The 21,061-nt window shown below is 67.8% G+C and carries 20 protein-coding genes; 7 read left to right on the top strand and 13 right to left on the bottom strand.

The genetic code is table 11. The annotated features are described in order from the left end of the window. Positions 1 to 127: 127 nt before the first annotated feature. Positions 128 to 838 (top strand): type 1 glutamine amidotransferase, encoded by a 711-nt coding sequence (locus tag ACIGKQ_RS20090; protein ID WP_396574748.1) that lies wholly within the window; start codon positions 128 to 130, stop codon positions 836 to 838. Between the two features lie 238 nt (positions 839 to 1,076). Here the strand turns inward: ACIGKQ_RS20090 and ACIGKQ_RS20085 are convergent, their stop codons facing one another. The 4 genes from ACIGKQ_RS20085 to ACIGKQ_RS20070 all read right to left on the bottom strand — a co-directional run bounded on the left by ACIGKQ_RS20085 (position 1,077) and on the right by ACIGKQ_RS20070 (position 6,059). Continuing rightward, on the bottom strand, positions 1,077 to 3,641 hold the full coding sequence (locus ACIGKQ_RS20085) for an FtsX-like permease family protein (protein ID WP_396574747.1): 2,565 nt from the start codon (positions 3,639 to 3,641) through the stop codon (positions 1,077 to 1,079). Beyond that, complete coding sequence (locus ACIGKQ_RS20080) at positions 3,638 to 4,267, bottom strand: ABC transporter ATP-binding protein (protein ID WP_372475067.1); 630 nt, start codon at positions 4,265 to 4,267, stop codon at positions 3,638 to 3,640. Before ACIGKQ_RS20080 ends, ACIGKQ_RS20085 begins: the two co-directional genes overlap by 4 nt. Before the next feature lie 276 nt (positions 4,268 to 4,543). After that, positions 4,544 to 5,677 carry a PLP-dependent cysteine synthase family protein gene (locus ACIGKQ_RS20075; protein ID WP_266060102.1) on the bottom strand — a complete coding sequence of 378 codons (1,134 nt, stop codon included), beginning with the start codon at positions 5,675 to 5,677 and terminating at the stop codon, positions 4,544 to 4,546. Between the two features lie 4 nt (positions 5,678 to 5,681). Then, on the bottom strand, positions 5,682 to 6,059 hold the full coding sequence (locus ACIGKQ_RS20070) for a DUF4229 domain-containing protein (RefSeq protein ID WP_396574746.1): 378 nt from the start codon (positions 6,057 to 6,059) through the stop codon (positions 5,682 to 5,684). A 205-nt stretch (positions 6,060 to 6,264) separates the two neighbouring features. On the opposite strand from ACIGKQ_RS20070, the gene ACIGKQ_RS20065 reads away from it, so the two are divergent. The 3 genes from ACIGKQ_RS20065 to ACIGKQ_RS20055 all read left to right on the top strand — a co-directional run bounded on the left by ACIGKQ_RS20065 (position 6,265) and on the right by ACIGKQ_RS20055 (position 7,410). After that, the gene (locus ACIGKQ_RS20065; protein WP_235724080.1) at positions 6,265 to 6,489 is read left to right on the top strand and encodes a BldC family transcriptional regulator; all 225 of its coding nucleotides are present in this window, start codon (positions 6,265 to 6,267) and stop codon (positions 6,487 to 6,489) included. Between the two features lie 57 nt (positions 6,490 to 6,546). Beyond that, positions 6,547 to 6,768: a hypothetical protein gene (locus tag ACIGKQ_RS20060; protein ID WP_235724081.1), complete on the top strand. Its 222-nt coding sequence runs from the start codon at positions 6,547 to 6,549 to the stop codon at positions 6,766 to 6,768. 144 nt (positions 6,769 to 6,912) lie between these two features. Next, positions 6,913 to 7,410 carry a helix-turn-helix domain-containing protein gene (locus tag ACIGKQ_RS20055; RefSeq protein ID WP_266060097.1) on the top strand — a complete coding sequence of 166 codons (498 nt, stop codon included), beginning with the start codon at positions 6,913 to 6,915 and terminating at the stop codon, positions 7,408 to 7,410. Between the two features lie 32 nt (positions 7,411 to 7,442). Here the strand turns inward: ACIGKQ_RS20055 and ccsB are convergent, their stop codons facing one another. The 9 genes from ccsB to ACIGKQ_RS20010 all read right to left on the bottom strand — a co-directional run bounded on the left by ccsB (position 7,443) and on the right by ACIGKQ_RS20010 (position 17,367). Beyond that, positions 7,443 to 8,474, bottom strand: a complete 1,032-nt coding sequence (ccsB, locus tag ACIGKQ_RS20050; protein WP_396574745.1) for a c-type cytochrome biogenesis protein CcsB — start codon at positions 8,472 to 8,474, stop codon at positions 7,443 to 7,445. Positions 8,475 to 8,515: 41 nt separating this feature from the next. After that, complete coding sequence (locus ACIGKQ_RS20045) at positions 8,516 to 10,339, bottom strand: cytochrome c biogenesis protein ResB (RefSeq protein WP_396574744.1); 1,824 nt, start codon at positions 10,337 to 10,339, stop codon at positions 8,516 to 8,518. After that, the gene (locus ACIGKQ_RS20040; protein ID WP_266060092.1) at positions 10,336 to 11,142 is read right to left on the bottom strand and encodes a cytochrome c biogenesis CcdA family protein; all 807 of its coding nucleotides are present in this window, start codon (positions 11,140 to 11,142) and stop codon (positions 10,336 to 10,338) included. The genes ACIGKQ_RS20045 and ACIGKQ_RS20040 overlap by 4 nt, the downstream gene beginning before the upstream one ends. Next, on the bottom strand, positions 11,139 to 11,777 hold the full coding sequence (locus tag ACIGKQ_RS20035) for a TlpA disulfide reductase family protein (protein WP_266060091.1): 639 nt from the start codon (positions 11,775 to 11,777) through the stop codon (positions 11,139 to 11,141). The genes ACIGKQ_RS20040 and ACIGKQ_RS20035 overlap by 4 nt, the downstream gene beginning before the upstream one ends. Before the next feature lie 24 nt (positions 11,778 to 11,801). Then, positions 11,802 to 12,431 (bottom strand): histidine phosphatase family protein, encoded by a 630-nt coding sequence (locus ACIGKQ_RS20030; protein ID WP_235724087.1) that lies wholly within the window; start codon positions 12,429 to 12,431, stop codon positions 11,802 to 11,804. 16 nt (positions 12,432 to 12,447) lie between these two features. After that, the gene (gene hemL, locus ACIGKQ_RS20025) at positions 12,448 to 13,767 is read right to left on the bottom strand and encodes a glutamate-1-semialdehyde 2,1-aminomutase (protein ID WP_396574743.1); all 1,320 of its coding nucleotides are present in this window, start codon (positions 13,765 to 13,767) and stop codon (positions 12,448 to 12,450) included. A gap of 147 nt (positions 13,768 to 13,914) precedes the next feature. Beyond that, positions 13,915 to 14,793 carry a DUF559 domain-containing protein gene (locus ACIGKQ_RS20020; protein ID WP_396574742.1) on the bottom strand — a complete coding sequence of 293 codons (879 nt, stop codon included), beginning with the start codon at positions 14,791 to 14,793 and terminating at the stop codon, positions 13,915 to 13,917. A gap of 175 nt (positions 14,794 to 14,968) precedes the next feature. After that, positions 14,969 to 15,871, bottom strand: a complete 903-nt coding sequence (locus ACIGKQ_RS20015; RefSeq protein WP_396574741.1) for an SGNH/GDSL hydrolase family protein — start codon at positions 15,869 to 15,871, stop codon at positions 14,969 to 14,971. After that, positions 15,868 to 17,367: a PucR family transcriptional regulator gene (locus tag ACIGKQ_RS20010; RefSeq protein WP_396574740.1), complete on the bottom strand. Its 1,500-nt coding sequence runs from the start codon at positions 17,365 to 17,367 to the stop codon at positions 15,868 to 15,870. The genes ACIGKQ_RS20015 and ACIGKQ_RS20010 overlap by 4 nt, the downstream gene beginning before the upstream one ends. A 136-nt stretch (positions 17,368 to 17,503) precedes the next feature. On the opposite strand from ACIGKQ_RS20010, the gene gabT reads away from it, so the two are divergent. Genes gabT through ACIGKQ_RS19995 form a run of 3 tightly spaced genes read left to right on the top strand, consistent with a single transcriptional unit; the run spans position 17,504 to position 20,945 of the window. Continuing rightward, positions 17,504 to 18,856, top strand: a complete 1,353-nt coding sequence (gene gabT / locus ACIGKQ_RS20005) for a 4-aminobutyrate--2-oxoglutarate transaminase (protein WP_396574739.1) — start codon at positions 17,504 to 17,506, stop codon at positions 18,854 to 18,856. A 41-nt stretch (positions 18,857 to 18,897) separates the two neighbouring features. Next, positions 18,898 to 20,367: an NAD-dependent succinate-semialdehyde dehydrogenase gene (locus tag ACIGKQ_RS20000; RefSeq protein WP_396574738.1), complete on the top strand. Its 1,470-nt coding sequence runs from the start codon at positions 18,898 to 18,900 to the stop codon at positions 20,365 to 20,367. 20 nt (positions 20,368 to 20,387) lie between these two features. Next, positions 20,388 to 20,945 carry a YdcF family protein gene (locus tag ACIGKQ_RS19995; RefSeq protein ID WP_396574737.1) on the top strand — a complete coding sequence of 186 codons (558 nt, stop codon included), beginning with the start codon at positions 20,388 to 20,390 and terminating at the stop codon, positions 20,943 to 20,945. Positions 20,946 to 21,061 lie beyond the last annotated feature (116 nt).

Below are 21,061 nucleotides of genomic sequence, written 5' to 3'. Positions count from 1 at the left end.
CGAGAACATGAGCGACGAAACGTGTCGTCGGTCATTTGGACGCACCAGCGGGGGCAACGGTTCCTCCGGTTTCGGCGCCGGCATGGTTGTCGGGCCGCGGCGACCGTGGGCCGGTAGGCTCCGCGAGATGGGATTGCGAGCATTGACGCTGGTACACAATGTGCTGCCGGAGTACCGGCGGGCCATCGTCGGGTCGCTGTTGCCGGCGATGGAGCGTCGCGGCATCGCCGTGGACATCGTGGCCGCCGACGAGGACGAGCCGTTGCCCGCGCCGGGCGAGGTGGATCTGGTGGTGGTGACGGGCTCCACCGATTCGGTGCACGACGAATCGCTGTCGTGGATCGGCCGAGAGCGCGAGTACCTGCGTACGGCCATCGGCGCTGGCGTACCGATCTACGGCATCTGTTTCGGCGGGCAGATCCTGGCCAGCGCGTTGGGTGGCACGGTCGCCGTGAGCAGCCGACCCGAACACGGTTTCGTTCCCGTGACCTCGACGCGGCCCGAGTTGGTGGCCGAAGGGCCGTGGATGCAATACCACTACGACACGATCACCGTGCCCGACGACGTGGGGGTCATCGCCCGCAACGAGGCGGGCGTGCAGGCCTTCGTGAGCGGACCGCATCTGGGCGTGCAGTTCCACCCCGAGATCGACCCGGAGTGCTTTGTCGCTTGGCGCGACGGTTTCTCCGGGACGCGATCGGATATGTCGGAGGACAGGGTGGATCTCGAGGCGCTGGCAGCGTCGATCGCGGCGCGAACCGACGCCGCTGCCGACGATTGCGACGTGCTGTTCGAGCGCTTCCTGGCGCATGCCGGACTGGATGTGGTGCGGGGCTGAGTGGTTGGGCGGGAGTGGTCTCGATACGGCCCTCGCCTAGCGGCTCGGACCTACTCGACCACCGACAAAACGGCGCCAATACTGGGGCGGCTCGGACCTGTCCGACCACCGACAGACGGCGACCACCCCAGCAACCGGCCGAACCCACTCGACCACCGACAAGCGGCGCCAACACTGGGGCGGCTCGGACCTGTCCGACGACCACCGACAGAACGCCGCCACCGCGAGGTGGGCGGCGCTATTCGTCGAGGATGGATTCGCTGATGTTCATCCGGGAGGCCCGCATTGCCGGGACCAGTGCGCCCACGATGCACAGGCCACAGGCGACCGCGACGAAGATCAACGTCGACGGGCGCGGTGAGTACGCGATGTCGATCGAGGTGGTGGCCGACAGGATCTTGTCGGACAAGAAGTGCAGAGCCCCACCGAGTATGACGCCGGTCAGCGATCCGATGAGCGCGACCCCGGCGGCCTCGGCGACCACCATCCGGGAGACGAACTTCCGCGAGGCACCCATCGCGCGCAGCACGCCGAGTTCACGGCGACGTTCGATCACCGACAACAGCAGCGTGTTCAGCAGTGCCACGGCAGCGGCGAGCGCGACGATCCATTGGATGGCGACGGTGAAGGCGCCGGCCTGCTCGGCCTCGGCCTGCGCGGATTCGAGCGCCTCGGTCCCGGAGTGCACATCGGCGATCCGGTTGCCCGGCAACGGGTACTCGGCGGCGACCGCCTCGAGGTCGGCGCGAATCCGGTCCTGGTCGACCGCCGGGTCGGTGGACACCTGGAGGTAGGTGTCGCCCGGACGGTCGAACCACTCCGACAGCTGTTCGTTGCTCATCGCGGCCGTACCCGAACCCATGGAGATGTAGTTGACCAGATCACGCACCACCACATCGCGAAAGCCGGTCGGGGTGGCCATCCGCAGCGTGTCGCCCTCGGCCACGTCGAGGGTGCGGGCCAGTACGGTGGACATCAGCATGCCGTTCCCGGCGAGTACCTGCTGCAGGGCTTCGGGATCGGCCTTCTTCACGAAGGGCGCCAACGAGTTCGGTTCCAGTCCCTGCACGTAGATCTTGGCCTCGTCGACGTTGATCGACGCCCACTGCGCGCCGACCACCTGCGTCACCCCGGGGACTTGCGCCACCGCCGGGGCGATCTCGGCCGGCAATGCGGGACCCACCGGCAGGCCACCACTGTCGGCCGAGGACACGTAGAAGTCCGGGTCGGCCAAGCCGTCGAGCGAGCCGGAGATCGAGCTGACCAGGTTGTCGAGTGCACCCGAGGTGCCCATCCCGACCGCCACGGCGACCGCCACCGTCATCAGCGTCGCCCAGGCCCGACGCGGCGCACGTTCGGCGTTGACGGCGGCAAGCTGACCGGGACCACCGAAGCGGCGCGACAGTCCCACCACCAGCGCCACCAACGGCACGGTGAGCGCGTAGCACAGCAAGAGCCCGCCGACGGCGAACACCGCACCGGCCAGGATGGCCGGGCGGCCGGGGACGCCGACGGCCACGAACCACGACGCCACCAGCAGCACCACACCGGCGATCCCGGAGATCCACACGCCGCGACCGTTCTTGCCGGTGCCGTCGGCGACCTCGCCGGCGACCATCGCTTCCACCGGGGACACCGCGAACACCGATCGGGCCGCCAGCGTCGTCGCTGCGACACAGGCGAATATGCACGCGAGGATGGCGATCACGGGCGCGTACCACGCGAGGTGATAGCTCACCGCCGTCGCCATCTGATCGGGGTTGGCCTCGGGGATGCGACCGATCGCCCAACGTCCGGCGAGAACGCCAACCGGCACGCCCAGCGCACCACCGACCAGACCGAACAACGCCGACTCACCGAGCAGGTCGCCGACGAGGTGACCGCGGCGCGCACCCAGCGCACGCATCATCGCCAACGACTGCCGACGCGAGGCGACCGCCATGTTCATCGTGTTGAACACCAGGAAGCCGGCGATCACCAACGAAATCAGCGAGACCAGCAGCGTCGCATCACGTGTCACCGAACTCGCCGTCTCGGCCTGCGCGGCGCGGAAGTCGGGGTCCACCACCACGGCCCGGCCGTCCACGACATCGGCCACCGACGACTTCACCGCGGCGATGTCGGCGCCCGGTTGCGCCACGATCAGGATGGAGTCGACCTTGCCCTCCTGGGCCGCCAGCCGCTGCGCGAGCCCGAGGTAGGCGAAGATGAAGTTGCCGCGGTTGAGGACGTCGGCCTGATCGCCGCCGATCACCGAGATGACCTGTACATCAACACCATTGATGGACAGGCGCTGGCCTTCGGTGAGTCCGGTGGCCGACCCGGCGACGATCCCGTTGTCGAGATCACCCTCGTCGATGCCCTGCGATTGTTGTTGAGAGACGGCTTGTTGCAGATCACCGGACAGCGCGGTGACGCGGAAATCCGACCCGAGCAAGGCGATGTTGCGGTCGTCGATCACCACCGAGTCGCGGATCAGCGGTACCACCGATTTCGCGTCCGGGACGTCGCGGCGGATCTCGGCAGGGAGTTCGTCGTCGATGCCGGAGTCGGCGATGGCCGCGACCTCCACCTGAGCGGAACCGCTGATGGCCGCGTTGACCTGGCGCACCGATTCGGTCAGCGAGCCGTACAGCCCGAGTACCGAGATCAGCAGCGCCGACGCGACGACCACCACGAGCAGGGAGGTCACCATCCGCAGCCGATGCGTGCGGATCTCGCGCAAGTTGAGCACCCGGATCCGCGACAGCCCGGACGCCACCGACCGCACCGGACGCAGCGTACGGGGCGACGATCGACTCACGCGATCTTCCCGTCCCGCACCGTGATGGTGGTGTCGGCGACGTCGGCGGCGTGCGCGTCGTGGGTCACCATCACCACCAGCCGGTTCGGGGTGTCGTGGGCCACCTCGGAGAGCAGTTCGAGCACCGAGTCACCGGTCTTGGAGTCCAGGTTGCCGGTCGGTTCGTCGGCCAGCAGGATGGTCGGGTCCATGATCAACGATCGGGCAATGGCGACGCGCTGCATCTGCCCGCCGGACAGTTCCGACGGACGGTGATTGACGCGCGCCCCCAAGCCGACGCGTTCGAGCAACTCGACGGCACGCGGTTTGGCCTTGCGTAGCGACTGACTGTCGAGCAGGCGCGGCAACGCAACGTTCTCCCACGCCGACATCGTCGGCACCAGGTTGAAGAACTGGAACACGAAGCCGACGCGATGGCGGCGAAAGGCCGACGCGTCGTCGTCGTCGAGCGAGCCGAGGTCGGTGCCGTCGACCGTGATGGTGCCCGAGGTCGGGGTGTCGAGTGCGCCGAGCACATGCAACAGCGTGCTCTTCCCGGCACCCGACGGGCCGACGATCGACGCGAACTGGCCGCCGTCGAGGGTCAGGTCGAGCCCATCGAGGGCCCGTACCCGCTGATCGCCCATCTGGTACTCGCGCACTAGATCGACGGCCTTGACCAGGGATTCATCCGCGAGAGAGCTCACGCGGGTCATGGTATCGGACGACGGTGAGGGTGCCCTTAGTCGGATCGAGTGCCCGCTCGACGGAAAACGGCGCCCAGTGAACAGGAAACGGCACCCACTCGACGAGAAACGGCACCCACTCGACGAAGCTGCCGTTGAGTGGGCGCTGTTTTCCGTTGAGTGGGCGCTGTTTTCCGTTGAGTGTGCGCTGTTTTCCGTTGAGTGTGCACCGGCCGGTCAGGCGGTGGCCCCGGTCCAGTGGCCGGAGGCCAAGAATTCGTCGAGGACGGCCGTCGGCTCGGTCAGGTCGAATCCCTGCCGGCTCAGCCAGTCGTCGTCGAAGTAGGTGTTGGCGTACCGATCGCCCGAATCACACAGCAGGGTGACCACGCTGCCCGGCTGACGCTGCGCGGCCATCTCGGCGACGATCTGCAGCGCACCCCACAGGTTGGTGCCGGTGGAGCCGCCTACGCGACGGCCGAGTCGGTCGCTGAACAGTCGGGCGGTGGCGATGGACGCGTTGTCGGGAACGCCGATCATCCGGTCGATCACCTGGGAGACGAACGACGGCTCCACCCGCGGCCGCCCGATCCCCTCGATCCGGGAGCCGAGCTCCGAGCGCAGGGCACCGTCGCCGGTGTCGTAGGCCGGTAGGAACACCGAGTTCTGTGGGTCCACCACCGCAAGCCAGGTGGGGTGGCGCCGATACCGTACGTAGCGGCCCAGCGTCGCCGACGTCCCGCCGGTCCCTGCACCAACCACGATCCAGGTCGGGATCGGATGATCCTCTTCGGCCATCTGGGCGAAGATCGACTCGGCGATGTTGTTGTTGCCGCGCCAGTCGGTGGCGCGCTCGGCCATCGTGAACTGGTCGATGAAGTGACCGCCGAGTTCCGCCTCGAGCCGCAACGCCTCGGCGTAGACGTCGCCGGGCCGGTCGACGAAGTGGCAACGTCCGCCTTCCCGCTCGATCAGCGCGGTCTTGGCCGGCGAGGTACTCGAGGCCATCACCGCGATGAACGGAACCCCGATGAGCTTGGCGAAGTAGGCCTCACTGACCGCCGTCGAACCCGACGACGCCTCGATCACCGTGGTGCCCTCGGTGACCCACCCGTTGCAGATCGCATAGAGAAACAACGATCGCGCCAGCCGGTGCTTGAGCGAACCGGTGGGATGGGTGCTCTCGTCCTTCAAGTAGAGCTCGATGCCGGTGTCACGGCCGGCGTCGTCGGTCCATCGTGACCAGTCGGGTAGCGCGAGCCGGTGCAGATGGGTGTCGGCACTGCGACGGCCGTCGGCCTCGATCAGGCGAACCGCGTTCTCCGACCATGTCCGGTCGCGACGGTGGTCGACGATCCTGGTCGGCTGCACAGGGTCAGTCCGACGTGCCGCGCAGCCGCGACTGCAGGTCGTCGTGCCGGGCTCGGCGCGCATTGTCGACGGCGGCGATCTGACTGTTGACCCGCAACCGCAGCTTCTTGAACAGGACCAGCCCCAACGGCAGCGCGATGAGCACGCCGAACACGGCAGCCACCAGCAGCGGCACCTCGACCCCGACGAGGGCACCGATCCCGAGGATGAGCGCCGCAACCACGACGACCAGCGCCAGGCGGGCCACGGTGTACATCGCCACCGCCAGCGCGACACTGCCGGCCGATGCGTGGGTGTCAGCCCCCTGGGCGTCGGCTGCCGGGGTGTTGGGTGCCGGGGTGTTGGGTGCCGGGGCGGACCCGGATGCGTTCTGATCTGTCACGAATACGCCTTCTTTCCGATCTCTGCACACCAGGGTACTGGGGTTATCCGGCCATCCGGGCGCCCCCTCGGACGACAGATGCGGCCGGGAATGCCGGTTTTGCACTCTCTTTACCGTTTCCTGACTGTTCGAACACCCGGCACTCCGGCGTGTATCCATGAGGTGATCCCAGATCGCCATCGTTGCAGGCGGAGAGAGGAACATCGTGACGATCACCGACGCAGCCGGAGTCCCCGGCCTCATCACCCCCGGCCTCGCGAGTCAGCACACCCTGACGCCCGGTCAGGTGGCAGCCATGTTCAACGTGAACCCGAAGACCGTCGCCCGCTGGGCCAGTTCCGGTCTGCTCGGGTCCATCCGCACGCCCGGCGGACACCGTCGGTTCCGTGAGTCCGACGTCGTCGAACTGCTCAACCGCCGCACCCACTGAGCAGGCTCTGCCCCGCTCCGTCGCAACCTCACGTACGCTGGTTTACGGGAGGTTGCCATGACGTTTCTGTTTGCCTTGATCGGCATTGCAGCTATTGCTTTCCTGTTGTGGCGTGCCTTCGGCCCCCAACTCGGAGAGTCGGACGAGCGCGACGAACACGCACCTCGTCGACCGGCCAAACCGTCGGGTCCCGTCGGCCCCGACGACGACCCTGATTTCCTTCGTGACCTCGATCGTCGGACCCGTGGCACCAACGGGTCCGATGGCGACGACGCCTGACCAGGCGCCGAAGTTACGGCCACGTACCCTACCCCGAGGTAGGGTAATCTCGTTTCACGACGTAGTTCGGACGACAGCGGGAGCGGTCGACCGCACCGGTGGTGAAGGCACAACGATCGACGTTGACGCGGGGGATACACGAGGGTGACTGCCGGTGATGCGCGCCGAACGCCGGCGCATGAGGACGATGCCAGTTTCGCCGAGAAACTGGGTTATCTGTTCGAGCATTCGCGCGACGAGAACGGCGCGCCCTACACCGGGAAGAAGATCGCCGAGCGCGCCAATGAGCTCGGCTACTCGCTCTCGGACGCCTACATCTCGCAGTTGCGGACCGGTAAGGCGCGCACGCCGTCGTTCCGGACGGTGGAGGCCATCGCCCGTGCGTTCGAGGTCAGCGTCACCTATTTCCTGGCCAATCCCGACGAAGACCTCGAGCGGGTGCGGCAGCAACGCGACTATGTCGAGATGCTGGCGACCACCGGCACTCATCTGTCGGGTATCGATGTGGGGCGGATCTGCCCCGACACCATCGACGTGCTGATCGATCTGCTCAAGGTGGTCAAGGCCCAGGCTCAGGCGCAGGGCGACACCTTGCCGCCGCCCGGAGAAGCGCCGAACCCGACCGGACAGAATCCACAGTGATCAGAGTCCGCCGCGGTTTGAGTCCGGCGTGATCAGAGTCCGGCATACGAGTGCAGCCCGGACACCACCAGATTGATGATGAACAGGTTGAAAAGCAGCGCGACGAAACCGGCGATGTTGATCCAGGCCGCCGCGTTGTTGCGCCACCCGGCCGTGGCCCGGGCGTGCAGGTAGGCCGCGTAGATCACCCATGCGATGAACGACACCGTCTCCTTGGGGTCCCAGCCCCAGAACCGGCCCCAGGCCGCCTCGGCCCAGATGGCGCCGCAGATCACGCCGAGCCCGAACAGCGGGAACCCGAAGACGACGCACTTGTAGGCCAGCCGGTCGAGCGCATCGGCGTTGGGGATGTGCGCCACGATGCGGCGCATGCCGGCCACGAATCCCTTGCCGGTCAGCGGATCCGCGGAGTCGTCGGCGTCGGACGCGTTGGCCCCCCAGCGCATCTTGACCAGGTAGAGGATGCTCGCGACGCCCGACACCAACAGCACACCCGACGAGATCGAGATGATCGAGACGTGCACGGCCAGCCAGTACGACTTGAGTGCCGGCACCACCGGCGCAGCCTGCGTGTAGAGCCAACGTCCGCCGATGAACATCAGCAACGACACCGGCAGCAGCACGAACGACAGCAAGGGACGATGCTCCGGCTTGCGCAGCACCACCAGCCCGGCGACCACGCAGGCGGCACACGTCAGCGAGATGAACTCGTACATGTTGCCCCACGGCGCCCGGTCGGTGGCGACACCGCGCAGCACGATCGAGGCGATGTGCGCGATCAGCCCGACGAAGACGACCGGGTAGGCCATCGCCGCCAGCCGCGAGCCCTTGCTGCGACGCGGCGCGGGACCGTCGATGCGGCCGGGGGCGCGGTCGTCGACCGCGACTGTCGCGCCGTCGGCGGTCACCATCTCGGCGGCCGGGGCGAGTTTGCGTGCCCGCGCCCCGGCGAGCGCGGCCAGAAACAGGAACATGGCCAGCACGTACACCGTGATGGCGGTGCCGAACAGAAGGTCGGAGTAACGCGCGAGCGTCTCGTCGACCTGAATGGAGCCCGTGTTCATGGCACCGTCCTCTCGTTGCTGACTGCGCTGGTGGCCGACCGCTACAAACGCCGTGCGGCGCGTGCGGCTCCCGGGTCGTCGGGGTCGATCACCAGGCGGCGCGCCTGCTCATCGAATCCCTCGCCCCAGCCCGCCTGATCGGTGCGTGCCAGGCCGGCGATCTCTACTACCGTACGTCGTTTGGTCTCCTCGCCGGAATCCGACGTGGTCACCGGCACCAGACGCACCCAGATGCGGCGCCGCCGGATGAGCAACGACACCAGCAGTCCGCCGAGCATCACGATCGACGACGCCAGCACCCAGATCTGGGCCGGGTCGTGCGACACCTGCATCGACACCCATCGTTGATAGCCGTCGAAGCGCACCACGGTGCCGTCGGCCAGCGTGTGCGAATCGCCCTGACCGAGGTTGACCTGGGCGCGCTGCTGCAGGCGTCCCTGATCGATGAGCGACTGGTCCAGGGAGTACGCGTTCTGCGGCAGGCCGGTGTCCAGGCCGGTGTCACCCTCGTAGATGCGGATGGCCACGTACGGGTCGTTCGGCTCCGGCGATGCCGAGGTCAGTAGGGTGCCGTGGAAGTTGGCGGTCGGCGCGAACAGACCCTCGACCGCGATCTGATGGTTGCGTCGTTCGTCGGGGTTCGGGTACAGCCCGGCCGGGGTGTCGAAGCGGATGGCTCCCGACGACATCATCGTCTGAAGTTCGTCGGGAACGAACGGCACCGTCTGGGTGCGCTGTTCGCCGTTCGGGAAGGTGACGGTGAACGTCGGGGCGAAGCCGTTGCCGAGTACGTACACACGGTCACCGGCGACACGCAGCGGCTCGTTGACTCGGATGCGGGCGGTCGGCCAGGTCGAGGCGTCGGTGCTGGGTGTCCCCTCGGTGTAGCGGACCTCGGAGCTGTACATGTCGGGTTGACCGTTCGGCAGGAACGTCGCATCGAAGCTGTCGACGCGGATACAGAACGGCTGCAGGTCGGTGCCGTCGACCAGGTTGCCGGCCCGGAACGAGTCGTACACGGCGGTCGACGTGTTGCACAGGCCCTGCTCACCGTCGGCGACCAGGCTGCGGGTGCCCTCGTAGCCGTACAGTTTGCCCAGCGCGATGGACACCAGCAGCGCGAGCAGCGCGAAATGGAACACCAGGTTGCCGAACTCGCGCAGATAGCCCTTCTCGGCGGAGACCTCGACGACCTCCGGGCGTTTCCCCGCGGCCCCGCCCCCCGTATCCCCCGCCGATCGAGTAGCCCCGGAACCTACCGACGAGCGCTCCCCCGCTGATCGAGTGACCCCGGAACCTGCCGACGAGCGCTCCCTCGCTGACCGAGTAGCCCCGGAGCTTGCGGAGGGGCGTATCGAGATCACCCGTCGCCACCCGCGCAGATTCCGCGACACCCGCTCAGCGATTTCCTCGGGTGCCCCGTCGACCTCGATCGTGACGTGCCGCGGCAGTCGCTTGAGGTTGCGTGGCGCGGCCACCGGCTTGGCCCGCAGATTGTGGAAGTGTTCGATCATCCGCGGCGTCAGGCAGCCCACCAGCGACACGAACAGCAGTACATAGATCGCGGTGAACCAAGCGCTGGAGAAGACGTCGAACAGCTGCAGCCGGTCCATCGTCTCGCCGACCCACCCGTGGTCGGCGATGTAGGTGAGCGTCTTCTGTTCGTTGAGCGACCGTTGCGGCAGCAACGCACCGGGGATGGCCGCCAAGGCCAGCAGGAACAGCAGGATCAGCGCAGTGCGCATCGAGGTCAGCGAGCGCCACATGTTGCGTGCCGGCCACAACACACGGCGGCGGAACCAGTGCGGACGGCGCGGCGGCGGGACGTCGGCGGTGTCGCGGCGGTCGGTGGTCACCTCGGTCATACGGGCAGCTCCGTGTCGGTGATGAAGGCATCGCGCACCCAAACGATGAACTGGTCCCACGCGCCGGTCACCAGGGCGATGCCGACGGCGATCAGCATGATGCCGCCGAAGACCTGGATGGCGCGGGCGTGGTTGCGCAGCCAGCCGAGGCTGCGCAGCGCCCACGCCGACGAGAACGCGAGGATGACGAACGGGATGCCGAGTCCGGCGCAGTAGGCGACGATCAGCGCCACACCTTTGGCGGCGGTGGCCCCTTCGGTGCCGCTGGCGGTGGCGATGACCGCGGCCAGCGTCGGACCCAGGCACGGGGTCCAGCCGAGCGCGAAGACGGCGCCGAGCAGTGGGGCGCCGACGATGTTGGACATCCGTCGCGGCGCGAATCGGAACTCGTGTTGCATCGCGGGCACCAGGCCGATGAACACCAACCCCATCAGAATGGTGATCACGCCGCCGATACGCTGCAGCAGTTCACGATTCACCACGAAAGTGCTGGTGATACCGAGCACGGTTGCGGTGGCCGCGACGAAGATGACGGTGAAGCCGAGGACGAACAACGCCGCGGCGAGTGCCACCCGCGACCGGCCGCTTTTGGCGGATTCGCCGACGGTCACCGCGGGCGCCTCGGCGCCGACGAGCCCGGCCAGATACGACAGGTAGCCGGGCACCAGCGGCACCACACATGGGGAGGCAAAGGAGACCAGCCCGGCGACGACGCAGGCGGCCAGGGCCAGCAGCAGCGGGCCCGACGAGACGGTGGTGGCGAAGGTCTCGCCGATGGCGGCCTGCGGGGCGAGCGCGATCATGGCGCGCCCGGTGCCGACGACGCGGGCGTGTCGGCCGGTGGGGTCGCTGCGGGGGCTTCGGCGGCGACCCGGCGCACAGTCGCCTCGAGTTCTTCGGCGGTGATGGCCTTGAGGAACACCGCGGCCGGCCGGTGCTCCCGGTCGAGTACGACGGTGGTGGGGACCACCGAGGTCGGGGTGGTCAGCGCGGCCAGGGTGATGCCGTCGAAGTCGTAGATGGACGGGAAGCCGACGTTGCGGTCGGCGACGAAATCCTTGGCATTCTGCCGGTCGTCACGCAGGTCGATGCCGAGGAATTCGACACCGAGGTCTTTGGTGTTCTCGTAGACGGTCTCGAGGTCGTCGGCCTCGCCGCGACACGGCCCGCACCACGAGCCCCACACGTTGATGACGACGACCTTGTCGGCGAAGCGCTCGTCCCCGAGCGCGAGCGGTTCATCGGTGATCAGGTCAGGTCCTGATACCTCCGCGACCGGTTTGCGCTGCTCCGGCGGGTAGGTGATGACCACCTGGCCGCCGGGCGAGATGAACTCGAAGGTGTCTCCCTGCGCGACCGCATCGTCGCCGGTACCGCAGCCGCTGACCACACCGATCACGACTGCCAGCACCGCCAGCAGCAGGGAAAACTTTCGCACGTTCGTCCTATCGCACCGGGCCGGTCACGCCCCGGTGGCCAACGGGTCCGAGGCCCCCACGGGCTCGGAGTAGATGATGTCGACGAGCGCATCGCCCTCGTAGATCAGGCTGGTCAGGGACGCCAGCGAACACTGCCGCCGGCGAGGGTCGTGCCACAGCCGCTGCCCTTCCAGGAAGCGGCGCAGTGTGTAGACGGGCAGTTGGTGGCTGACGCAGACGGCTTCGTGGCCACGAGCGGCGTCGCGGGCCTTGTTGGCTGCGGCCAGCATGCGATGGGCCAGTTGGATGTAGGGCTCGCCCCACGACGGGGTGAACGGATCACGCATCTTGGGCCAGTGCCGCGGTTTGCTCAGCGCGCCGTCGCCGACGGACACCTTCAGTCCTTCGAAGACGTTGTCGGCCTCGATCAGTTCGTCGTTGGTGATGATCTCGAGTCCGTGCGCGCCGGCGATCGGGGTGGCCGTCTCCTGCGCCCGCTGCAACGGCGAGGCGAAGACGGCAGTCACGTCGTGGTCGGCGAGAGCGCCGGCCACCTTGTTGGCCTGGGCGCGTCCGGTGTCGGACAGTCGGAAGCCGGGCAGCCGGCCGTAGAGAATGCCTTCGGGGTTGTGCACTTCCCCATGGCGCATCATGTGGACGATCGTGTTGGTCATCGTGTCTCCCCCCGGGTCAGCTCTGGACCGCTGCGGCAGCGGCCTGCGCGGCTGCCGGCAGTGCACCGGCGATACGTGAGAAAGCATCGTCGTCCAACGCCGCGGACACAAACCAGGCCTCGAACGCACTCGGCGGCGGGTAGACACCACGTTCGAGCAGTGCATGGAAGAACGGAGCAAAACGCCAGGTCTCAGTGGCCTTGACGCCCGGGTAGTCGACGATCGGGTCGCCAGAGTCGGTGAAGAAGACGCTGAGCATGCTGCCCGCGCGCTGCACCCGGTGGGCCACACCGGCGGCGTCGAGGGCGTCGGTCAGCAGCGTGGCGAGGCGGTCGGCGTTGTCGTCGAGTGCGCGGTAGGTGTCGGCGTCGGCGGTGCGCAGAGTGGCCAGACCGGCGGCGACGGCCACCGGATTCCCCGACAGTGTGCCCGCCTGATAGACCGGACCGGTCGGTGCGAGTCGTTCCAGCACGTCGGCACGTCCGCCGAACGCAGCGGCGGGCAGCCCGCCGCTCATCACCTTGCCGAAGGTGTAGAGGTCGCCGCCTACCCCTTCGAGTCCGTACCAACCGGACGGGCTGACGCGGAAGCCGGTCATCACCTCGTCCATGATCAGCAGCGCGCCGTGGCGTCGGGTGAGTTCGCGCAGGCCGGCGTTGAATCCGTCGTGCGGGGCGACCGCGCCCATGTTGCCGGCGGCGGCCTCGGTGATGACCGCGGCGATGTCGTCGCCGAACTCCTCGAACGCCTTCGCGACGGCCTTGAGGTCGTTGTACGGCAGCACGAGTGTGTCGTGGGCGGAGGCTCCCGTCACGCCCGGCGAGGTGGGCAGGCCGAGGGTGGCCACGCCGGACCCGGCGTCGGCGAGCAGGGCGTCGACGTGGCCGTGGTAGCAGCCGGCGAACTTGATGACCTTGCTGCGTCCGGTGTAGCCGCGGGCGAGCCTGATCGCCGACATGGTGGCCTCGGTCCCGGAGTTGACGAGCCGGACCTGCTCGACGGGGTCGACCCGGTCGATGATCTCCTCGGCGAGTTCGATCTCCGACGAGGTGGGCGCACCGAAGGAGAGCCCGCCGGCCGCAGCCTGCTGCACGGCGGACACGACGGCGGGGTGCGCGTGGCCGAGGATCATCGGACCCCAGGAGCACACGAGGTCGATGTACTCGTTGCCGTCGACGTCGGTGAGTCGGCAACCCTGCGCCGAGGCGATGAAGCGCGGATCGCCACCGACGGCGGAGAACGCCCGGACCGGGGAGTTGACCCCGCCGGGGATGACCTGGGTGGCGCGTCGGAACAGCGCGGCAGAGTTCGCGGCTACTTCAGCGGATCGGGTCACGGGGACCAGTGTTCCAAATGGCCTCGTGAGGGCCAAAATCGTTCAGCCGGTTCTCAGGGAGAGTGTGATGTCGGTGACGGTTGCTGCGGCCGTATCCGCCTGCGGCGACATAGGACGTCGGCGACGATAGTTGTCGCGGCAACCTGCTCAGCCTGCAGGTGGAGACGCCCGACGACGTCGGCGCCGGCCGGTCGGTAGCTTCTTGCGGTGCTCACGTCGGCGAACCAGATCGAGGATGGTCCTTTCTGCTTCCGCCCACTCCTCGACCACGCGCTTATAACTCAACCGCACGGTGATGTAGCCCTTTCGGGTCGCCTCCTCGTCGCGTCGGCGGTCCCTCTCGCGCTGTTCGGCGCTGCGGTCGTGGAATTCCTCGCTGTCGATCTCGATGATGAGTCGGGTGCCGATCAGCAGATCGACACGACCGACCCCCGCGATCTGCACTTGTGAGCGCACCGTCACGCCTTTGAGCTGCAACCGCAGCCGCACCATCGTCTCCGTGCCGGATTCCGCCTTGCCATCGCACCGGTCAAGTAGTCGGCGAATCCGCCGCGGGGCCGACGCCATGAGCGATTCCAGGTCGCAGCGTTCGAGCAGGGCCTTGTTGAGGATGGAGTCGCACACCACGACGATGCCTTCGTCGTCGAGGCATTTGAGTGCGTGGCGAAAAGCGGTTCGGATGTCGTCGACGGCGGACACCTCCGGTTCGGGCGACCCGTAGCCCAGGCAGAACCGGCCACTGCGCCCTTGTCGGTGCGCTGACTCCCGAGCCCGGACGTGGACCTTCTTGGGGTGCGTGGGCACCCAGACACCATGGAGCTTCAGCGCCGACAGACAACTCAACACTCCCCCGGCAGCCACCGCCTCGACCACCATCGCATCCGCAGTCGGCGTCGCATACCAGCCACGTCGCAGCCTGCGCAGCTTCTCCTCCCTCATCGCACGCCGCAGGTGTGCGAGAGTCACAGCACGCGAACGCAATTCGGACCAGGACACTACGCCGTAGTGCTCATCGATCTCCATCATGAGGTCGAGCATGCCGACGAAACCGGCCGTAATCGGGTTCCGCGCATAGCGGTGTGTGGTTCTGTGGACCCGCACCCGACCTGTGGACTACCGACGCCGTATACAGCTGCGGCAGCAGGGGTGGCCGCCGACAATTATTGTCGGCCCCACCCCCTGAGACCGCGGCTGCATACGACTACTCTAGCGCCGCAGCCACTGCGCCGGCGATGGCCTGCTGGCCGGCCGCATTCGGGTGGACCGGTGCCGCCCCCGACGCACCGTTGCGCGGTTCGATCCACCGCTGCCTCACCGGCGCGCACGCGTCGTGGCCTTCCGACCCCGGCGCCATGTCGACGAACCGCGCTCCGGTCTGCTCGGCTCCACGCTGTAGAGCGGCGTTCAGAACCGATTGCAGCTGACGCAGATACGTGACATCGCCGGTCGCGACCGGCATCGCGGGATAGCAGCCGTCGGCGGGCGGCAGGATCCACGGATACCCAACCGCCAGGATCTCGGCGTTCGGCGCTCTGTCGCGTACCGCTTGCAACGCTTCGAGCAGGGCCGGCGCGGTCTGGTTCTCGACGATGTCGACGTACTCGGAGCCTCGGGTGTCCGCGCACGGTGATCCGGACAGATCGCGGGCGGCGAGGTCGGCGCACTCGCGGATCGCGGTGCTGTAGAGGTCACTGTCGTTGCCGCCGATCATCACCGTGACGATGTCGGCCTCGTCGGTGAGTGCATCCAGTTGTGGTGGTACGCCGTCGTATTGGGCCGACTCGAAATCCGCCGTGTCGGCGCCGCTGCAGCTGACGTCGGTCAGTCGATAGCCCGCGTCGGTGGCGAGCACGTGCGCGAAGTTGCGCGAGGATCGCAGGCACATCACCGGGGAGTCGGCGACCAGGGGTTGCACGCCGGCCGCGGCGGAGAAGCTGTCGCCCAGGTTCACCAGGTGTAGTTGGTCGGTGCCCGTTGCGGTGGAGGCGCTCACCGACGGGGACGTCTGGGTTGCACTCGGTGCCGCGGAGTCGTCGATGTCGTCGGCGCAGCCGGCGACGGCCACCGCCACCGCCGCGATCCCTGCGGCCACAGCCTTTCTCATTCGTGCGCTCCCAACAACATCAACAACAGTTCGGCACGGACACGCGCGTCGGCCAGGTCCACATCCAACAGATCCTCGACTCGTTCGACCCGGTGGCGCAACGTGTGCCGGTGCACGCCTTGCGTCGCGGCGGCGACACCCCAGTTGCCGTTGGCTTCCAGGTAGGCCAACAGGGTTGCTCGTAGCTCGGTCCCGTGTTCGGCGTCGTGGTTCAGCACGGGGGCCAGCCGCTGGGCGTGTGCGTCAGCGAGCGCTCGACGCACGGGGTCGACGGTCAGCAGCGACCGGGTGCCGTGCAGATCGGCGAGCTGACCGACGGCCGCGGATCGGCAGGCCAGCCTCGCCTGCCGGACGGCGTCGGCGACGTCGCGCACATCGGTCACCGTGCCCACCCCGCCGCCGACCGGACCGGCGGAGTTGACGACGGCGAACAGGGTGGTCGCGAGCTCGGTGGAATCGTCGCCGCGAAGCAGCACCATCAGTTCCGGTCCGTCGCGATGCACGAAGACCGCGTGCCACCGGTGGTCGAGCTCGTCGATCAGCAGGCGCTGCCCGCGGGTGGCCGCGTCGTCGTCTCCGAAGCGCAACGCCAGCGCCCGCACCCGTCCCGACGGGTCGGCAGCCCGCGCCAGAATACGTTGTACGCCAACTCGCTCGGTGGGATCGTCGAGCGCCGATGCCAGTGTGTCGGTGTGCAACTCGACAAGGTCGCGGCGTAGCTGGCGTGGTTTCGCGTGCTCGATGGCCAGCAGCGAGATCGCGTGACCGACAAGCATCCGCGCGACGTCGTCGAGGGCGGTGCGTCCCACCGTGCCGAGGTGTCCAAAGGTTCGTCCGCCGGAGCCGACCCGGGACACCGTGATCGTGGCATCATCGGTCACCGTGACCGCCGCCGCCGACGCCGGGTCACGAATCACCAAATCACGCAACCGGTTCAGGTCTGCCGACGACACGGAGCCGGGTGCGTTGGCGACCACGGCCAGGCCGGTGTCGAGCAGCACCACCTTCTGCCCCACCGCGTCGGCGAGTTCCCGGATCACCGCCGTCGACCCACCCGAGGCGGCCGCGCGGGTCATCTTCGGTTGCGCCTTGGTGGCCGCCAACAGCCGCGACGATCGCTGGGCGGCGATCTGATCCAGCACGGCGCGGGTGATCGCGGAGAACGGCACCGGCAGCGGAACCTCGAACAGCGGTAGCCCCAGCTCGTCGGCGACCGACGCCATGCCGGCGGGCACCGCGTCGAACTCGAAACCGACACCCATTCCGACCGCCGCCACGCCGACGGCATCGAGACGCTCGAGGTAGTCGCGCCAGATCGTCGGGTCACCGAGCCGCAGCCCCGTGGTCAACAGCACCTCGTCGCCGGACAACCATTCGCCGGGCTGGGTCAGTTCGCTGGTCATCACGCAGTCGACGTGCCGATCGAGGCCGGCCACCCCGCCGCGCAGCGTGAGACGGAGACGTCGCTGGGCCAGCAGCCAGCGCACCGTCGTCATGCCCACCACCCTACCTGGACACCATGGAGTGCAATGTTCACCGACTTGTACACATTGGCAGGTCACCCCGATCGGGTTGTCGGCGAAGACTGGGGTCGTAAGCAGCGCCTGACACCATCGACGGAATGAGGACGTGATGACCGCCATCCCCTACCGGTTACCGCAGAAGCGGCATCTTGTCACCGAGCTCCCCGGCCCGCGGTCGGTCGCGCTGACGGAGCGTCGGCGCCGCGCGGTCGCGGCCGGACTCGGGTCGGCCACGCCGGTGTTCGCGGTCGACGCCGATGGCGGCATCATCGTCGACGCCGACGGCAACTCACTGATCGACCTGGGATCAGGAATCGCTGTCACCGGAGTCGGAGCCAGCAACCCGGCGGTTGCCGACGCCGTCGCCGCACAGGCGCACCGGTTCACCCACACCTGCTTCATGGTCACCCCCTACGAGGGATATGTGGCCGTCGCCGAAAAGCTCAACGAACTCACCCCGGGCGATCACGAGAAGCGAACGGTGCTGTTCAACTCGGGCGCAGAGGCGGTGGAGAATGCAGTCAAGGTCGCGCGCTTGGCGACCGGGCGCAACGCGGTGGTCGCTTTCGACCACGCCTATCACGGCCGCACCAACCTGACCATGGCGCTCACCGCGAAATCCATTCCTTATAAGCATGATTTCGGCCCGTTCGCGCCTGAGGTGTACCGGATGCCGATGAGCTACCCACTGCGGGATCCGGCGGGGACCGACGGAGTTGCCGCCGCCTACCGCGCCATCGGCATGATCGACACCCAGCTCACCGCCGACAGTGTGGCCGCGGTCATCGTCGAACCCATCCAGGGTGAGGGCGGTTTCATCGTGCCCGCACCGGGTTTCCTGCCGACGCTGGCCGCCTGGTGCGGAATGCACGGCGTGGTGTTCATCGCCGACGAGGTCCAGAGCGGGTTCTGCCGCACCGGTGCGTGGTTCGCCAGCGAAGACGAAGGCGTGGTCCCGGATCTGATCACCACCGCCAAGGGGATCGCCGGCGGCATGCCGTTGTCGGCGGTCACCGGCCGCGCCGACCTGATGGATGCGGTGCACCCCGGTGGGCTCGGCGGCACCTACAGCGGCAATCCGGTCGCGTGCGCCGCCGCGTTGGCCACGATCGAACAGATGTCGACCCTCGATCTGAACGCACGTGCGCGCCACATCGGGGAGATCGCATTCGCGTCGTTGTCGGCAACCACAGAACGTCTCGCCGCCACCGGCCAGGACGTCATCGGCGAGATCCGCGGTCGCGGAGCGATGATCGCCGTCGAATTGGTGAAACCCGGGACCACCGAGCCCAATCCGGAACTGGCCAAGGCGGCTGCGGCGCACGCACTCTCCCGCGGAGTGGTGGTCCTCACCTGCGGCACCTATGGCAACGTGCTAAGGCTGCTGCCTCCGATGGTCATCGACGACGATCTGCTGTGCGAGGGCCTGCAGATCCTCGACGAGGCCCTCACCCCCGCGTGAGTCACATTCTGCACAGAACATTTCGAAGGAAGTGAGATCTGATGACTGACACCATCGTTGACAACCCGCGCACCGTGCTGGACAACGTACCGACCGGGCTGTGGATCGATGGCGAATCGGTGCCGGCGTCGTCGGGCGAGACATTCACCGTGTACGACCCGGCCACCGAGGAGCCACTGACCTCGGTGGCCGACGCCGGCGTGGACGATGCGCGCCGCGCCCTCGACAAGGCTGCGGCAGTCGCCGACGACTGGGCCGCCACCCCGGCCCGCGAGCGCGGCGAGATCCTGCGCCGCGCATTCGGACTGCTCACCGACCGGGCCGACGACATCGCCATGCTGATGACGCTGGAACTCGGGCGTGCACTACCCGACAGTCAGGCCGAGACGAAGTACGGCACCGAGTTCCTGCGCTGGTTCGCCGAGGAGGCCGTCCGCATCGGCGGCCGGTTCGCCACCGCACCGGCGGGCAACGGCCGAATCCTGGTGTCGCATGCGCCGGTCGGGCCGTCGTTGGCGATCACACCGTGGAACTTCCCCCTCGCGATGGGCACCCGCAAGATCGGTCCGGCGTTGGCCGCCGGAAACGTCATGCTGGTCAAGCCCGCGCACGAAACCCCGCTGACGATGCTGGCGCTGGCGTCGGTGTTCGCCGAAGCGGGCCTGCCCGCCGGGGTGCTGTCGGTGTTGCCGACCAGCAACGCCGGTGACGTGTCGTCGGCGATCATCACCGACGACCGCATCCGCAAGATCAGCTTCACCGGCTCGACGCCGGTCGGCCGCAACCTGATGGCACAAGCCGCCGAACGGGTACAGCGCACGTCGATGGAACTCGGTGGCAACGCGCCGTTCCTGGTGTTCGACGACGCCGACATCGACGCCGCGGTCGAGGGCGCGTATCTGGCGAAGATGCGCAACGGCGGGGAGGCGTGCACCGCGGCCAATCGATTCCTGGTGCAGTCCGGTGTCACCGAGGAGTTCACCGCGAAGCTCACCGAGAAGATGGCGGCGGTACGCCTCGGCGCCGGATACGACGAGGGTGTCACCCTGGGCCCGCTGGTCAGCGCCAAGCAGCGCGACAAGGTCGCCGAGATGGTGGACGGCGCGATCGCGGGCGGTGCGCGGGTTCGATTGGGCGGCAAAGTCCCCGAGGGAAAGGGCTACTTCTACCCGGCGACGGTGCTCGATCAGGTGGACGCCTACGCGCCGGTCACGCGCGACGAGATCTTCGGTCCGGTCGCGGTGATCAGCACCTTCGAATCTGAGGCCGACGCCATCAAGGCCGCCAACTCGACCGAGTACGGACTGGCGTCGTACTTCTACAGCCGCGACCTGGAACGCTGCATGCGGGTGGCCGAAGGGCTCGAATCGGGGATGGTCGGCGTGAACCGCGGCGTCATCTCCGATCCGTCGGCACCGTTCGGCGGGGTCAAGCAATCGGGTATCGGCCGTGAGGGCGGCAGCGAGGGTATCGAGGAGTACCTGTCGGTGAAGTACATCGCATTGACCTGACAAATGGGTACACTCGTGCCATGCGTGTTCGGGTGGCCGCACTAATCATCGCAATTCTCACCACGCTGAGCGTGGCCGTCGCGGCTCCCGCGCGCGCAGACACCGGAAGTCTGGGCGCCGGGAGTGCCGACCTGTTCTCGCCGAGCAGCATCTTCCTGTGGCAGAGTCCGCCGACGCGCTACATCGTGGTGCTCGGCGCCAAGATGGGCACATTCGGCCAGACGCCGGCCATCCTGGCGCAGCGGATGAACGTGGCAGCGAACCTGGCGTTGTCGCATCCGTTCAACCGGATGATCGTGTCCGGCGGCAACACCTGGTGGCTGCCGGTGTCGGAGGCCCAGTTCATGAATGTCGGTCTGCTGCGGCGCGGGGTGCCGGTATGGCAGATGATCAACGAGGCGGCCTCCACCAGCACCGTCGCCAACGCGACGAACACAGTGGCGATGCTCAAACACATGGGCGCCACCGGTGCGCTGATCGTGACCAACGGCTTCCACATGGGACGCGCCCTCAACGACTTCCGCACCGCGGCGCGCAAACAGCATGCACGCCTGGAGTTCCGACCAGCCTACGCCTGATCCCCGCCCCCTTCCCCCGTTCTCCGTTGACTGGGCGCTGTTCCCCGTGGCCCCCACTCGACGGAAAACGGCGCCCAGTCAACGGGTGGGTTCAAGGCTTCGGCGCCCGCTCAACG

Source organism: Gordonia sp. NPDC062954, from assembly GCF_044543825.1.
Lineage (GTDB): Bacteria > Actinomycetota > Actinomycetes > Mycobacteriales > Mycobacteriaceae > Gordonia > Gordonia tangerina.
The sequence above is the reverse complement of the archived record's forward strand: the minus strand, read 5'-3'. Positions and strand labels throughout refer to the sequence as shown.

Excerpts from the sequence above, each read along its gene's own strand:
- ACIGKQ_RS20040 (WP_266060092.1), bottom strand. The coding sequence starts at position 11,142 with ATGATCGCGCTCGCCCCGCAGGCCGCCATCGGCGAGACCTTCGCCACC.
- ACIGKQ_RS19995 (WP_396574737.1), top strand. The coding sequence starts at position 20,388 with ATGCGTGTTCGGGTGGCCGCACTAATCATCGCAATTCTCACCACGCTG.
- gabT (WP_396574739.1), top strand. The coding sequence starts at position 17,504 with ATGACCGCCATCCCCTACCGGTTACCGCAGAAGCGGCATCTTGTCACC.
- ACIGKQ_RS20010 (WP_396574740.1), bottom strand. The coding sequence starts at position 17,367 with ATGACGACGGTGCGCTGGCTGCTGGCCCAGCGACGTCTCCGTCTCACG.
- ACIGKQ_RS20000 (WP_396574738.1), top strand. The coding sequence starts at position 18,898 with ATGACTGACACCATCGTTGACAACCCGCGCACCGTGCTGGACAACGTA.
- ACIGKQ_RS20015 (WP_396574741.1), bottom strand. The coding sequence starts at position 15,871 with ATGAGAAAGGCTGTGGCCGCAGGGATCGCGGCGGTGGCGGTGGCCGTC.
- ACIGKQ_RS20090 (WP_396574748.1), top strand. The coding sequence starts at position 128 with ATGGGATTGCGAGCATTGACGCTGGTACACAATGTGCTGCCGGAGTAC.
- ACIGKQ_RS20030 (WP_235724087.1), bottom strand. The coding sequence starts at position 12,431 with ATGACCAACACGATCGTCCACATGATGCGCCATGGGGAAGTGCACAAC.
- ACIGKQ_RS20045 (WP_396574744.1), bottom strand. The coding sequence starts at position 10,339 with ATGACCGAGGTGACCACCGACCGCCGCGACACCGCCGACGTCCCGCCG.
- ACIGKQ_RS20080 (WP_372475067.1), bottom strand. The coding sequence starts at position 4,267 with ATGGGCGATCAGCGGGTACGGGCCCTCGATGGGCTCGACCTGACCCTC.
- ACIGKQ_RS20020 (WP_396574742.1), bottom strand. The coding sequence starts at position 14,793 with ATGATGGAGATCGATGAGCACTACGGCGTAGTGTCCTGGTCCGAATTG.
- ccsB (WP_396574745.1), bottom strand. The coding sequence starts at position 8,474 with ATGAACACGGGCTCCATTCAGGTCGACGAGACGCTCGCGCGTTACTCC.
- ACIGKQ_RS20060 (WP_235724081.1), top strand. The coding sequence starts at position 6,547 with ATGACGTTTCTGTTTGCCTTGATCGGCATTGCAGCTATTGCTTTCCTG.